Genomic DNA, 13,220 nt, shown 5'->3' on the forward strand with positions numbered 1-13,220 from the left:
TACGCGCCTGCGCTACACTCTGTCTGCATCGGGTTCGTTTATTGCTTATGAAAAATTCTTTTGTGCAAAACAGACTTTTTCATAATCTAACCCGATGTACAACCCTTCTGTGAGATTTCCGCGTCGAAAGCGGCAGGCTCGCCAGATTACGTCCCTGATTGACCAGCATCTGTGCCTGGTTGGCCAGCGAGGTGATCTGATTATCGATCTGCTGGAGGGTCCGTGCCGCGATGAGAACATTCTGGACATGGTTGGCTCCATCATACACAGCCCATTGTGCCCGGGCCTCCGGCACGCCAATCGACAACAGGGCCGCTGCACTGCAGAAAAAGATCACCTGCCTCATGACACGTCCCCTTCCCGCAGAAGGTCCGCGGCCCATGACACGCCACGCACGTCGAACCAGGCAGGCAGAAAGCCACCACGTCCGTGTTCCGCCAGCACACCGTCGATCAGCCGGTGATCGTCCTTGCCGGAGGCCGCGCACAGCGCCAGGGCAACAGGACCGAGCCCAAGTTCAAACAACCGGTTGCCCCGTTGCGTCTGGCAGTAATACTCCCGCTTCGAGGCCGCGCGGGCGATGATGCCAATCTGCCGGTCGTTCAGGCCGAAGTCCCGATAAAGCGCCATGATCTGCGGCTCGATCGCCCGCTCATTGGGCAGGAAAATGCGCGTGGGGCAGCTTTCCACCACCGCCGGGGCGATCGGCGAATTGGCAATATCCGACAGGGACTGCGTGGCGAAGATGACGCTGGCGTTCTTCTTGCGCAGCGTTTTCAGCCATTCCCGGAGCTGGCCGGCAAAATCGCCGTCATCCAGGACCAGCCAGCCCTCGTCGATCACCAGCAGCGTCGGGCGGCCGTCCAGACGGCCTTCGATCCGATGAAACAGATAGGACAGCACGGAAGAGGCAGCCCCGGAGCCGATCAGCCCTTCGGTCTCGAACACCACCACATCGGCATCCCCGATACGTTCGGCATCGGCGTCCAGCAGATGGCCATAAGGTCCACCCAGGCAGTATGGGGCCAGCGCCTGCTTCAGGACGTTGGACTGGAGAAGTGCCACCAGACCGGAGATCGTGCGTTCATGGCTGGGCGAGGACGAGAGGGAATTCAGGGCCGACCAGAGATGGGCTTTGACGTCCGGCGTCAGCGTCACCCCCTCGCCAACGAGGATCTGCCCCAGCCACTCGCTGGCCCATTTGCGCTCATCGGGATCGTCAATCTGCGCCAGGGGCTGAAGGGCGACGGGCGCGGTTTCTGTATCACCGTCCGTCAGTCCACCACCAAGATCGTGCCAGTCACCTCCCATTGCCAATGTTGCCGGGCGCATGGAGCCGCCGAAATCGAAGGTAAAGACCTGCGATCCCGCATAGCGCCGGAACTGCAACGCCATCAGCGCAAGCAGCACAGATTTGCCCGCTCCTGTCGGTCCCGCGATCAGCGTGTGACCAACATCCCCGACATGCAGGGAAAACCGGAACGGTGTGGCACCGGCCGTTTTGCCGTAGAAAAGCGGTGCTGCCCTGAAATGCCAGTCCTGCTCCGGCCCGGCCCACACGGCAGAGAGCGGAATCATATGCGCCAGATTCAGTGTCGAGACCGGGGGCTGACGCACATTGGCGTAGACATGACCTGGCAGAGATCCCAGCCACGCCTCAACCGCGTTGAGGCTTTCCGCCATGCAGGTGAAGTCCCGACCCTGAATGATCTTTTCCACGAGGCGAAGTTTTTCCGCCGCAATGGACGCGGAACCGTCCCAGACCGTGACGGTCGCGGTGATATAGGCCTGTCCGACATCATCCGCGCCCAGCGACTGGAGCGCGAGATCGGCGTCGGCCGCCTTGTTGGCGGCGTCATTATCGACCAGAACCGATGCCTCATTGGTCATCACCTCCCGGACAATGGCTGCGATACTCTTGCGCTTTGCGAACCATTGCCGCCGGATCTTCGTCAGCACCTTGGTGGCGTCGGTCTTGTCGAGCAGGATCGCGCGGGTGGACCAGCGATAGGGCATTGCCAGCCGGTTCAGGTCATCCAGGATTCCGGGAAAGGTCCGGCTGGGGAAACCGGTGATCGTCAGCGTCTTGAGGAAGGCATCGCCGAGTTTCGGTTCCAGACCGCCCGACAGCGGCTGGTCCACCAGCAGGGCATCCAGATGCATCGGAATTTCCGGCACCCGGACCCGCTGGTTCCGGGTTGAAATGGTGGAATGCAGGTAAGTGAGGGTTTCGCCGTCATCCAGCCACGCCGCTTCGGGCATAAATCCGTCCAGCAGGGCCAGAAGCCGATCGCTACGGTCCACAAACGTATGGAGCATGCCATGCGGATCCGGTCCCTCGCGCTCCCGGCCCTCATAGAGGAAACGCTCGGCCCGGCCTGATGATTCCGCAGGCGGCAACCAGACCAGGGTCAGGAAATACCGGCTCTCGAAATGCGCACCCTCATCCTCGAACTGCTCCCGGCGTTCCAGATCGACCATCTGGCTGGCCGCATCGGGAAAATCGCTGTCGGGATAAAGCGTGGCGGGAACGCGCTGCGCCTCCACGAACACCGCCCAGCCGGAGCCAAGGCGACGCAGGGCATTGTTCAGCCGTCCTGTCACGCCGACCAGTTCCGCTGGGGTGGCACTGTCCAGATCCGGCCCTCGAATTTTCGCCGTGCGCTGGAAGCTGCCGTCCTTGTTCAGGACCACACCTTCTCCGACCAGCGCGGCCCAGGGCAGAAAATCGGACAGCAGGGAGTTTCGATTACGATATTCGCCAAGGGACATCATCGCCCTGCCCTCCCTATGCCCGGAGCCAAGCGGGATAGCGGAGATGCCGCCGCCCGACCTCGATGAAGAAAGGGTCGCGCTTGGCACCCCAGACCGCGAGCCCATGCCCGACGATCCAGAACACAGCGCCGATCAGCCAGAGCCGCAGGCCGAGTGCTACGGCCGCCGCCAGTGTGCCGTTGGCGATGGCGACGGCACGGGGTGCGCCGCCCAGCAGGATCGGGTCGGTCAGCGAGCGATGCACCGGGACATGAAATCCCGGTACCGCGTCATCGTCATATCCCGCCATCAGATCAGCGCCCCGCCCGAGAAGGAGAAGAACGACAGGAAGAAGCTGGACGCCGCAAAAGCGATGCTGAGTCCAAAGACGATCTGGATCAAGCGGCGAAACCCGCCGGATGTTTCCCCGAAGGCCAGCGTCAGACCGGTCACGGTGATGATGATGACCGAGATGATCTTCGCCACCGGCCCCTGCACGGATTCCAGAATCTCGTTCAGGGGCGTTTCCCACGGCATGCTGGATCCTGACGCCCATGCCGACGACGCGAAAGCAAGCGACAGCAGCATGGAGGTTCCGAATACACGGAGATCCGGCACATGCCGGTCGGGACGTGTGACAGCGCACACCACGGCGCGCAGACGTGAAGGCGACCTCATGATGACTCTCCATTGGCAGAGCTGGATGTTTCGGGAGAAGAGAGGTTGACCGGACGGATGAGATAGGCTCCGGTCGGGGGATCAAGACCGTCAATTTCAGCCAGTTCGGACAGGCGACGGGCTGTGCCGCGCCCGGACAGCACGACGATGACGTCGATGGTTTCGGCGATCATGGCTCGTGGCACTGTCACCACCGCTTCCTGGATCAGTTGCTCCAAACGATACAGGGCCGCGAGCACAGATCCGGCATGTAGTGTACCGATGCCGCCCGGATGGCCGGTGCCCCACGCCTTGACCAGATCGAGGGCTTCGGCCCCACGCACCTCACCAATGGGAATACGGTCAGGACGTAGACGGAGACCCGACCGGACAAGGTCAGAAAGGGTGATCACACCTTCGCGGGTCCGCAGGGCGATGAGGTTGGGCGCGGTGCATTGCAGTTCGCGCGTATCCTCGATCAGGACGACGCGATCGCCGATTTTCGCGACCTCGGCCAGGAGGGCATTGACCAGTGTGGTCTTACCGGTGGATGTGCCACCTGCGACCAGGATGTTCTTCCGCTCGGCGACAGCGCGGCGCAGAAACACCGCCTGCCCCTCCGTCATGATCCCGGCGGCGACATAGTCATCGAGGGTGAACACGGCGACGGCGGGCTTGCGGATGGCGAAACTCGGGGCCGTCACTACTGGCGGCAACAGCCCTTCGAAGCGCTCGCCGGTCGGCAATTCCGCCGACACACGGGGTGCCGCTTCATGCACCTCCGCGCCGACATGGTGGGCCACCAGACGGACAATGCGCTCGGCATCGGCTGGCGTAATCCTGTCACCCGTATCGCCCAGCCCCTCGGACAGACGGTCGATCCACAGCCGCCCATCGGGATTGAGCATGACCTCGACCACAGCGGGATCAGCGAGATGCCGGGCAATCGCCGGTCCCATCGCCGTGCGCAGCATGGACATGCCGCGCTGTCGGGCACCACTTTCAATCGGTGTAACCGCCATGGGAATCCCCGTCCGTTTGGGTCATCCGGCTTTTCCGGACGACGACGGGGATCATTAGAGAGTGCTGTTTTCTCCCGTTTTCAACAGCATTTTCCTGCGATCGTACAGGATCGTAGTGAATGCGGTTTTTACTTGCAGATCGCGGGATCAGGATTCCGATGTAGGAGGCACATCCTCCGGGATCTCATGCCGGAAGAGAGGCCCCCGGCTGAGTCGCCGACCAAGGGCGGCCACGAACGCCTCGTAGCGTTCCGCCCCCTGCGCCCGCGCTGCGGCTGCGGCCGGTTCCGGCAAGGGCGGGCTGACCGTCATCCAGTAGCGGATGAACAGGGCCATCGTCTCAAGGCTGATCCCGAGATCGCGCTCCATGCGGGCGACCTGCCGGTCGAGACGGTCCAGCCTGCGGCTCATCGCCGCTTCCCGCCGCTCATCAGCATCGGGCGACAGGAAGGACGCGATGGCGGCCTCCGCCACCAGGGACAGAGACAAGTCGCGCCGTGCCGCATGGGCGGTCAGGGCATCCAGCAGTTTCGGTTCCAGATAGACCGACAGGCGCGCCTTCTTCGGGGATGTTCTCATTGCGCCCTCACAGCCCGAGGTCATTGCCACGGTCGAGGCCAGCCTGCCGGGCAATCCGCGTCAGGTCGGCGCGATCCCATGCTTCCATGTCAGGTGGCAGTTCCTCGCCAAACAGGTCAGGTGCGGTGCGCGCCCTGCGTCTGTCGGTCTCCGCCGGATCATGCTCGCGCGACCATTTCCGCCCCGTGCCGAGGGATTCATCACTATCGGCGTCGTCGGGTTTATCCGGTGCTGCCGGCGACCCCGCCTGCTCCGGTAGCGGGGTGACAGGAGACGGACGATCACTCCAGTCATCGGGCCGGACGGGCCGTGGCAGCTGCGCCGGATCAGGCGGCGGCAGAACGCGCTCGACGAAGCGGCGATCCCGGAAATACCGCGCCTTCCGCGCACGGATCGGCGGACACCCCGCCACCATGACCACTTCCTCCCGTGCCGGGATCTGCATGACCTCGCCCACCGTCATCAGGGGCCGCGCGCTCTCCTGACGCGAGACCATCAGATGCCCGAGCCAGGGCGACAGCCGGTGTCCGGCATAATTCTTCTGCGACCGGATCTCGGTGGCTACCCCGAGACCATCGGACACCCGTTTCGCAGTGCGTTCATCATTGGTGGCGAAACTGACCCGGACATGACAATTGTCCAGAATGCTATTGTTCTGGCCGTACGCCTTATCGATCTGGTTGAGGATCAGGCGAATCAGCGGCTTGGTGCGGCTGATATCCGACGGCGGGATGACGAAATACAGGGAAACAGGCTGTTCGCCCTCAAGCAGATCCCCGATCCGCCATTCGCAGCGACTGGTCACGGTGGCTACCACGGGATCACGGTAGAGACCGAGGAACGACATGGCGGTGGACAGCACGCCGGAGCGCTCGTTATCCGACTTGTTCAGCAGTTCTCGCGCAGCGGACGCTACGACGGGATGCGGCCCTGCCTTCCCGAGATGCGATGTCCGCATCATGGCCGACAGGGTCGCCTCGATCGAGCGCTTCGGGTCGGAGAGGAATTTCGCCACGCCGGCAAGGGTCTTGTCATCCTCCGCATAGAGTACATGCAGGATCGCGCCGACCAGCAGGGCATGGGAGGTCTTCTCCCAATGGTTGCGGCGCTCCAGCGAACCCTCGGGGTCGACCAGAATGTCGGCGATGTTCTGCACGTCGCGAACTTCCGATGCCCCGCGCCGCACCTCCAGCAGCGGGTTGTAGGCCGAGGATGCTGGATTGGTAGGATCGAACAGCAGCACCCGCCCGAAGCGATTCCGGAAACCGGCGGTGATCTGCCAGTTCTCGCCCTTGATGTCATGGATAATGGCCGAACCCGGCCAGGTCAGGAGCGTGGGGATCACCATCCCCACACCTTTGCCCGTGCGCGTCGGTGCGAAAGTCAAGACGTGTTCGGGACCGTCATGCCGGAGATAGGAGCGGCGGTATTTCCCCAGCACGACGCCATCCTCGTCCAGCAGCCCGGCCGCGCGGATTTCCGCGTCTTCGGCCCAGCGGGCGGAGCCATAGGTCGCGGCGCGCTTCGCCTCGCGGGCGCGGTGGACGGACAGCGCCACGGCCGCTGCAAAAGCCAGCCCCCCGCCCGAACCCGCGATCCAGGCGCCACGCGCGAAGACCGCTGGTGCGTAGGCGTCGAACTCGTACCACCACCAGAAGAACAGCGGCGGGGCATAGACCGGCCAGCGGTGCAGGACCGTAAACCACGGTCGGCCGAGTTCCGGCTGGAACGCCAGTTCCCAGGCCGTCCACTGTGTCGCCGTCCACCAGGACAGCACGATCATGGACAGGACCACGAGTGCCTGTCCCCACTGGATACGTGTTCCCGGCTGGTCCATCGAGTCCTCCCCTCGTTATGGGAGACAGCGAAGAACCGGGATTTTCCGGCGTGCAAGCATGATCCGGCACCCATCGTACCGGAGCGGGCTGGAGCGAAAAAATACTTGCGCGTTGCGGAATCCGGTCTTGCACGCCCGACCAGGAATCCGTATCTTACGGAAGATAGATAAAAAGGTAGGATGCTTCCATGTCCACGACCGTGACTTCATCCGACGTGCAGAAAAATTTCGGCGCCTATCATGACCGTGCGCTCACCGAACCGGTGAAGGTCACGAAGTATGGTCGGGAGACGGTTTATATCGTCTCGGCCCAGACCTTTCACGCACTGAAACAGGCCCAGCGCGAAGCCATCGCCGCGACCGATCTCAACGATCATGAGATTGCGCTGATCGAAGCTGCGGAGATCCCCGAGGAACACCGCTACACTGTCGGTCAGTAAGCGCGCATCGTGCCCATTCCCGAGCCGACGCCTGGCCTGGTCATCTCGTATTCCTATCTCTGGCATGACCAGCATCGTGCCGGTGCCGAGGAAGGCCGGAAAGCCCGGCCCTGTGCCATTGTGGTTGCTGCCGCCGATGCTGACGGCGACTGCCAGGTTTATGTGGTGCCGATCACCCATTCCCAACCGGACGACCCACATGCGGTGGCACTCCCGGCAAACGTCAAACGACGCCTTGGGCTGGATGACGAGCCATCCTGGATCATAACCGCCGAACTCAACCGGTTCGTGTGGCCGGGCTATGATCTGCGGCCCGTTTCGCGCAACCAACCCGACTGTTTTGCCTGGGGCTTCCTGCCGGTGGACATATTCGCGGCGGTCAAGCGAGGGATCGTCGCTCACCAGAAGGATCGAAGCCTGCGGCAGACCCCACGGGAATAATCATCTGGGGATTACGATTTACGTGTCAGGACACTCGGCGGCAGTTTCGGGCGCATCATCGGGCGCCGATCCAGCACAGCCCCGTCGGTCACAAAGGTGCCATCGCCAATGGCATGCAGGGGTGACCGTTCCGCGCGATGCGGGTCGGCATGCGCAGCGACCCCTTCAAGAATGACGATGCCATACGGCTCGATGATGTCGACGACACGGCATTCGATGTTCGCGAGACACTTATCGAGAAGCGGGGCTTTCACCTTGTCAGCCTTGCGACGGGCAAGACCGAATTTCTCGAACTTGTCCGTATCCTTGCCGGAGCAGAGACCGATCTCCACGACGGTGTCGAGCATGTCTGCAGACGGGATGGCGATCACACATTCGCGCGTCTTCTCGATCGCCTTCCATGAGTAATTCCAGGGACCGGTGGTAATCGCGAAACGCGCGTCGAAATCCAGCACCATGGTCCAGGTGATCGTCATGACGTTGTCGCGCCCAGTGTCATGCGTGGTCACGAGCGTTACCGGCCCGGATTCCAGAAAGGTAAAAGCTCGATCAAGGGGAAACGGCTGCATGGCAGTCTCCATCAGGTTGTCGCCGATCCTAAACTGGTAGCAGGGCACCTGCGTGCTCTGTATTGCGCTGCGTCAACGGTATCATGAAGAACAGGAAGTACATGCGAAGAAAAATCAGAGCATCAGACTTTACAGCCCAAGCCCGCGTTTCCGCGCGAACGACCAGTCGATCCCCCCATCCCCGCGCATGATGCCTGACACCTCCCGCCCTCGCTGCTTTTCCAGCGACGGCGACCATGGCACCAACTCGAAGCCCAGCCCGTCGTCGATCATGGCGAACCGGCCCGACGCCAGATTAAAACGCTGGCGGTAGGTGCCGGCAACGGGGTCACCCTCCCCGCTCCGCCGGAACGGCATCCCCGATTTCCCGGCGAGGCTCCGGCCCAGCGTCTCCAACTCCCGCTGACGCAGCGTGGCGATCAGGTTCCGGGCATAACGGATGCTTCCGCCGTCGCGGCTGGCCAGCCCCTGCTCCACCAGATGATCCGTCCGCTTTTTCATCGCCTCTTTGACCTCGGCGCCGAACCCGGTGGACGCCAGGGCAAGAGGCTCCCGCGTGATCGCCTGCCGGTCGAGCCAGCTAGCGCCCTCCGCCGTCACCTGCCGCTCCAGCGTGACGTCGGAACGCACAGCCAGCGCGACACGATCACGTCCCTGTTTATCGCTGAAACGCCGCAATTCCACGATCGAACCGACCGCTCCGTCACCAGCGGCTTCAAGGTCCGGCAGACGGACATGATGCGTTCGCCCATCAATTCCATCGATGACGGCATAGGCCGTGCCACGCAGCTCATCGTCGAGACCACGATCAACCAGCCGGCCGATGACGGGATCGGTGGTATCCTCGGCGGCGATTACCCATGATGATGCGGCACGGTCGATCTTCTGCTCCGTCAGCCCCCGATGGATCCGTTTGATGATATCGTTGCGCTCGCTGATCTCCCGCAGCGTGGCTTCCGCACTCTCGTCCATCCGCCAGCGATCCGGCCTGACTTGGTGCGCCAGCCCCATGGTTTCCAGACGGCGCAAGCGACCCAGCTTCACGGTGGCAAAAGCGTCCGGTGTTTCGCCCGGCGCGCGCCCCAGAGCGATGACACCATCTTCCCCGGCGTCCCTCTGAAGCTGACGGTCAAGCTGGGTCCAGCGATCGGCATTCACCTGCCGCTCGACCGCCTGGTGGATGTCGTGATCAGTGCGTGGCCCGAGTTCCAGCGTCACCAGATCCTGGGCACGAGCACGCATTCCTTCGCGGATATAATCACGGGCGATCACCAGGTCGGAACCGTCCTCCGCAACGCCCCGGACGATAACGTGCAGATGCGGGTGTGCGGTGTTCCAGTGATCGACGGCGACCCAGTCGAGTTTCGTGCCGAGATCGGCCTCCATCTGCCCCATCAGATCCCGCGCGAAAGCCCGCAGATCCGACATCTCCGGTGCGTCCTCCGGAGAGACAATAAAGCGGAAATGGTGGCGGTCGCCATCGCATCGTTCCGCGAAGTCTGACGCGCGGATGTCGTCGCTGTCCTTGCCGAACAGGCGCGCGTCCTCCCCGTCTCGCGTCACGCCCTCCCGACGGAGATACCGCAGGTGTGCTGCCAATGGTGTGGCGCGCGGGGCATGGCGCACGACACGGGCCTTGATCACGACGCCCCGTGAACGGCTGGTCAGCAGGCGATTGGCGGCATGGGCGGCGGCTCTGCCGCGCCCGAAACTGGAGCGACGCCCGGCACTGATTTTCCCAGCGCGGGAGACCCGACCACCAGCCCGCTGCACGGATGCCAGCACCTGCGTCACGAAGGGGCGCGCCTGACGGCCGCGGGTGGAGCGGATACGGCCTGGCCGGACCCGGAATTCCTCGTCCCTGCTCATGGAGAAAGCCCTACACCGCGCGAAATATCGCGTCGGATCAAAGAGATGATACCTCGACGCGAGGTGCGGGAAATCCACGCACCTCGCGACAGGACTTCAAAAACCCCGGAAAACCGCCACCCCAACCGAGCCGCGATGTGCGGCCTTTTATCCAGCCCTCCCTTTTCTGTTGGCTTTCCGGGGTTTTCACGCCTCACTGGACCTGATCCGATCCCCTCAGCGGGACCATGTCGGACCTCTCCCCGACATGCCCAGCGAAGAGGTTGTCGGGAGCAGCGACATGCCGTGCCGTGGGTGCTCGAAACGCATCGGGCTGGCCTGAAACGAAGAGCGCGGCCGTCACCCAGGAGCGAGCTGGAAAGGACAAAAAGGAAACGGGCAGATGAATGTCAGACAATCGGTTTTTCATCAGCCGTGTGACGAATTCCACGTAGGCAATCGTCTCGCCTGGCAGTGGCCGACCAGTCGCCAGATGATCGTCATAGCGACCAGGTCCGGCATTGTAGGCGGCAAGAAACCCCGCATCGCCATAGCGGTCGTGCAGCCATCGTAGATAGGCTGCACCAGCCGCGATATTGTCGTGCGGATCGAAGGGGTCGGCCCCCAGATTGAGCGTGCGGCGGATGTCCTTCCAGGTGCCGGGCATGAGCTGCATCAGCCCCATCGCACCAGCACCGGATACCGCGTCCGGATCGCCGGCACTTTCAGCCTGCAGGACCGCCCTCACCCATGTCGCCGGGATGGCGTTTTGCTCCGCCGCCTGACGCACCAAATCGTCGAAATCCTGCGCGCCGGCGATGGCTGGCAAGAGCGGCAGAGCGAGCATGGCAAGCATGCCGGCGGACACGAAAAATCGGGTGCTCATTCCCTCCCTCCTGGGCGTTTTGCGGGCCGGTTCCACACCAATTGCCACTCGCGGCCACCGTGTCCGGCTTGGAATAGCGTGGCGCGGATTGGCTGCATGAAACTGGGATCGTCCAGGACCACGGATACATACTCACCGGCACGTTCCCCGGTGCGTTTCCACCCGGCACCGATCTCCAATGCTGAATCGCCATCACCGAGATGGATGCGATAATCCGGCGCATGCTCCGCGCCATTGTTTTCCGCAGGCACGAACGTCAGTTCAGCATCCAGCGACAGGGTGTGCACACGCCCGGAGAAACCATCCGACGTGCGCGTGAAAAATCCGATCTGGCTCATGAGAGAGGTCCTTTCGGGAGTACGAAAATTCAATGGCTGGCGACCATCATTGGATGGGTGGTTCACCGGGTTTCATGGGCATCATGGGCGGCGCCAGAAGCGGTCGCTCCCGCATCGGCTCGGGCGGTTCCGGAAGGGGATCGAAATGCGGTGGAGGCAATTCGGCCTTGCCTGTGCGCACATGCACCGGCACCGCGCGACCGATCACTGTTTCCATCGGCAGGACACCGAAATACCGCCCATCCAGACTGGTTGGCACAGCGGCGTTCATGACGAACACCTGCCCCGGTGTGATACGTTGACAGCCCTGCCAGACCGGCAACTTGCGACCCCGATGATCGACGGTCTTCGCGTCACCGACAGCCTTTCCGTCAACGGTGACATGCACGCCGTTACGGCAGACACTCTGTCCTGCAAGGGCCGCGACGGGCTTGAGCAGTGGCACGCCGAACGGCAGGTAGCCACGTGTCGCCAGCAGCGTCGCCTCGTGCTCGGGAAGACGGAGCGCGACAATGTCGCCGACGCGCACCGGGACCGTGGGCTGGATCCGATATAGCCCCACCGGAACACTAGCTGTCTCGTTCCAGACCCAGCGTGGCGCGGGATGAAACGCCAGCGAAGCGCCCACGCCGAGCACGGCGAAATACGTGATGAAGAACCAGCCGCGCCGGGTCATGATACGGCTCCCCTGCGCAGCCACGCCTCGTGGCGTTCGCGCGTATAGGGACGCGGCTCCTGCGCCGCCGTGAGGCGATGATGCAGGTGACGCCAATGATCGGGACAGGCGGCCGCAGGATCGATCCCCAGCGCCTCCACCCCGTCGACGGCCTCCAGCACCCGACGCACCTTTGGCCAGCCGCTCTGGCGCAGCAGGCTCTCGCCACCAGGGCGCACGAACGGCACGGTCTGGCAGGATTCCTGAGCTCCGACCGCGCGCACGATGTCGATGCAGGACACGACGGTCCCGAAATCGTTGGCAGCCCAGCGGATGAAGGCGAACACGCTGTCCGGCGTGAAGCTCATCAGCCTGCGCCGACGGTCGAGAATGCGATCCTCGACGGGACGGCCGAAGCGGAGCCAGTGCTCAATGCGCTTCTCGATCCAGGTCAGTTCGACCGTGGTCAGAGCAGTGTCATCTGGCCGGAAAGAGCGGGCGGTCATGGAACACCGACCATGCGATCCGCGACCGCTTCCCTAGCCTTTTTTCCATGCCCCGACCGGGCTGCCGGAAGGGAAACCGAAAAACCGGAATCCCCTACATAATAAGTTATTATATTAGTTATATATGTTACGGGGCTGATTCCGCTTTTGAAAACAATGTGTTGCGAGACTTTCTGCACCGTCAGCAACGGTATTTCCGCACCGTGAGCAATGGGATGTTCCGCATCCTGACCAACGGTAGGATTCACACGGTTATCCACAGAACCGGTGGATGATACCGTTGGGGAGATACGCAGGACTGGCTGTTTTCCGCCATAAATGACCTTACAGTCATAACCTGGGATGACCCTGCGGCGGGCAATGCCGGCGACGTCAATCACGAAATTCCGCCAGGGAGAGAGGGTGCCGGACCGGGCATGAAGATCACGAAGATCGAAACGCCACCCGTCTTTCTGCCGACCAGCATGTCGGCGCGCCAGACGGTAAAGCCACCGCTCCAGACCGCCATAAAGGCGGAAATAGGCGGGATCGACGCTCAGGACATGAGAGCGATCACAGGCCATCTCCATGAGCCAGTCCGGCAGGGTCAGGGCCACCCCATCCTCACGGGAAATCCGGACGTCACTGATCCAGGCAAACGGCTTCTCGCGCCACTCCGGCCCTTGCCGCAGGCTGGTGGTGACGCGCG

At 62.8% G+C, this 13,220-nt stretch carries 15 protein-coding genes and 1 pseudogene; 2 read left to right on the forward strand and 14 right to left on the reverse strand.

The window, feature by feature from the left end; genetic code table 11:
- Positions 1–121: 121 nt before the first annotated feature.
- The 7 genes and pseudogenes from KUA11_RS16720 to KUA11_RS16750 form a co-directional block, all read right to left on the reverse strand.
- A pseudogene (locus KUA11_RS16720) lies at positions 122–346 on the reverse strand (P-type conjugative transfer protein TrbJ); the annotation flags it as partial.
- The gene (gene trbE, locus KUA11_RS16725) at positions 343–2,775 is read right to left on the reverse strand and encodes a conjugal transfer protein TrbE (protein WP_217412144.1); all 2,433 of its coding nucleotides are present in this window, start codon (positions 2,773–2,775) and stop codon (positions 343–345) included. The pseudogene KUA11_RS16720 and the gene trbE, both read right to left, overlap by 4 nt.
- Positions 2,776–2,788: 13 nt before the next feature.
- Complete coding sequence (locus KUA11_RS16730) at positions 2,789–3,064, reverse strand: VirB3 family type IV secretion system protein (RefSeq protein ID WP_217412146.1); 276 nt, start codon at positions 3,062–3,064, stop codon at positions 2,789–2,791.
- Positions 3,064–3,432, reverse strand: coding sequence for a TrbC/VirB2 family type IV secretion system protein (locus KUA11_RS16735; RefSeq protein WP_217412148.1), 369 nt, complete (start codon positions 3,430–3,432; stop codon positions 3,064–3,066). Before KUA11_RS16735 ends, KUA11_RS16730 begins: the two co-directional genes overlap by 1 nt.
- Positions 3,429–4,433: a P-type conjugative transfer ATPase TrbB gene (gene trbB, locus KUA11_RS16740; protein ID WP_217412150.1), complete on the reverse strand. Its 1,005-nt coding sequence runs from the start codon at positions 4,431–4,433 to the stop codon at positions 3,429–3,431. Before trbB ends, KUA11_RS16735 begins: the two co-directional genes overlap by 4 nt.
- Before the next feature lie 147 nt (positions 4,434–4,580).
- Complete coding sequence (locus tag KUA11_RS16745; protein ID WP_217412152.1) at positions 4,581–5,012, reverse strand: ribbon-helix-helix protein, CopG family; 432 nt, start codon at positions 5,010–5,012, stop codon at positions 4,581–4,583.
- Positions 5,013–5,019: 7 nt separating this feature from the next.
- Positions 5,020–6,849: a conjugal transfer protein TraG gene (locus tag KUA11_RS16750; RefSeq protein ID WP_217412154.1), complete on the reverse strand. Its 1,830-nt coding sequence runs from the start codon at positions 6,847–6,849 to the stop codon at positions 5,020–5,022.
- 188 nt (positions 6,850–7,037) lie between these two features.
- On the opposite strand from KUA11_RS16750, the gene KUA11_RS16755 reads away from it, so the two are divergent.
- Entirely contained in the window at positions 7,038–7,289 is a 252-nt protein-coding gene (locus KUA11_RS16755; RefSeq protein WP_012222748.1) for a type II toxin-antitoxin system Phd/YefM family antitoxin, read from the forward strand.
- Positions 7,290–7,298: 9 nt separating this feature from the next.
- A complete protein-coding gene (locus KUA11_RS16760; RefSeq protein ID WP_217412156.1) occupies positions 7,299–7,730 on the forward strand; it encodes a hypothetical protein in 432 nt (143 codons plus the stop codon).
- A gap of 11 nt (positions 7,731–7,741) precedes the next feature.
- Here the strand turns inward: KUA11_RS16760 and KUA11_RS16765 are convergent, their stop codons facing one another.
- The 7 genes from KUA11_RS16765 to KUA11_RS16795 form a co-directional block, all read right to left on the reverse strand.
- The gene (locus tag KUA11_RS16765; RefSeq protein WP_217412158.1) at positions 7,742–8,299 is read right to left on the reverse strand and encodes a flavin reductase family protein; all 558 of its coding nucleotides are present in this window, start codon (positions 8,297–8,299) and stop codon (positions 7,742–7,744) included.
- 129 nt (positions 8,300–8,428) lie between these two features.
- The gene (locus KUA11_RS16770) at positions 8,429–10,168 is read right to left on the reverse strand and encodes a relaxase/mobilization nuclease domain-containing protein (protein WP_217412160.1); all 1,740 of its coding nucleotides are present in this window, start codon (positions 10,166–10,168) and stop codon (positions 8,429–8,431) included.
- 193 nt (positions 10,169–10,361) lie between these two features.
- Positions 10,362–11,033 carry a lytic transglycosylase domain-containing protein gene (locus tag KUA11_RS16775; RefSeq protein WP_217412162.1) on the reverse strand — a complete coding sequence of 224 codons (672 nt, stop codon included), beginning with the start codon at positions 11,031–11,033 and terminating at the stop codon, positions 10,362–10,364.
- Positions 11,030–11,371 (reverse strand): DUF736 domain-containing protein, encoded by a 342-nt coding sequence (locus KUA11_RS16780; RefSeq protein WP_217412164.1) that lies wholly within the window; start codon positions 11,369–11,371, stop codon positions 11,030–11,032. Before KUA11_RS16780 ends, KUA11_RS16775 begins: the two co-directional genes overlap by 4 nt.
- A 46-nt stretch (positions 11,372–11,417) precedes the next feature.
- Positions 11,418–12,047 (reverse strand): S26 family signal peptidase, encoded by a 630-nt coding sequence (locus KUA11_RS16785; protein ID WP_217412166.1) that lies wholly within the window; start codon positions 12,045–12,047, stop codon positions 11,418–11,420.
- On the reverse strand, positions 12,044–12,532 hold the full coding sequence (locus KUA11_RS16790; RefSeq protein WP_217412168.1) for a DUF2840 domain-containing protein: 489 nt from the start codon (positions 12,530–12,532) through the stop codon (positions 12,044–12,046). Before KUA11_RS16790 ends, KUA11_RS16785 begins: the two co-directional genes overlap by 4 nt.
- The coding region (locus KUA11_RS16795) for a replication initiator protein A (protein WP_217412169.1) at positions 12,529–13,220 on the reverse strand (692 nt) is incomplete at its 5' end. The genes KUA11_RS16795 and KUA11_RS16790, both read right to left, overlap by 4 nt.

This window comes from Acetobacter estunensis, assembly GCF_019083805.1.
Lineage (GTDB): Bacteria > Pseudomonadota > Alphaproteobacteria > Acetobacterales > Acetobacteraceae > Acetobacter > Acetobacter estunensis_A.

What these genes read in the sequence shown, in the direction of transcription:
- KUA11_RS16770 (WP_217412160.1), bottom strand. Translation starts at nt 10,168, where the DNA reads ATGAGCAGGGACGAGGAATTCCGGGTCCGGCCAGGCCGTATCCGCTCC.
- KUA11_RS16745 (WP_217412152.1), bottom strand. Translation starts at nt 5,012, where the DNA reads ATGAGAACATCCCCGAAGAAGGCGCGCCTGTCGGTCTATCTGGAACCG.
- KUA11_RS16750 (WP_217412154.1), bottom strand. Translation starts at nt 6,849, where the DNA reads ATGGACCAGCCGGGAACACGTATCCAGTGGGGACAGGCACTCGTGGTC.
- trbE (WP_217412144.1), bottom strand. Translation starts at nt 2,775, where the DNA reads ATGATGTCCCTTGGCGAATATCGTAATCGAAACTCCCTGCTGTCCGAT.
- KUA11_RS16785 (WP_217412166.1), bottom strand. Translation starts at nt 12,047, where the DNA reads ATGACCCGGCGCGGCTGGTTCTTCATCACGTATTTCGCCGTGCTCGGC.
- KUA11_RS16780 (WP_217412164.1), bottom strand. Translation starts at nt 11,371, where the DNA reads ATGAGCCAGATCGGATTTTTCACGCGCACGTCGGATGGTTTCTCCGGG.
- KUA11_RS16730 (WP_217412146.1), bottom strand. Translation starts at nt 3,064, where the DNA reads ATGGCGGGATATGACGATGACGCGGTACCGGGATTTCATGTCCCGGTG.
- KUA11_RS16765 (WP_217412158.1), bottom strand. Translation starts at nt 8,299, where the DNA reads ATGCAGCCGTTTCCCCTTGATCGAGCTTTTACCTTTCTGGAATCCGGG.
- KUA11_RS16755 (WP_012222748.1), top strand. Translation starts at nt 7,038, where the DNA reads ATGTCCACGACCGTGACTTCATCCGACGTGCAGAAAAATTTCGGCGCC.
- KUA11_RS16775 (WP_217412162.1), bottom strand. Translation starts at nt 11,033, where the DNA reads ATGAGCACCCGATTTTTCGTGTCCGCCGGCATGCTTGCCATGCTCGCT.
- trbB (WP_217412150.1), bottom strand. Translation starts at nt 4,433, where the DNA reads ATGGCGGTTACACCGATTGAAAGTGGTGCCCGACAGCGCGGCATGTCC.
- KUA11_RS16790 (WP_217412168.1), bottom strand. Translation starts at nt 12,532, where the DNA reads ATGACCGCCCGCTCTTTCCGGCCAGATGACACTGCTCTGACCACGGTC.
- KUA11_RS16735 (WP_217412148.1), bottom strand. Translation starts at nt 3,432, where the DNA reads ATGAGGTCGCCTTCACGTCTGCGCGCCGTGGTGTGCGCTGTCACACGT.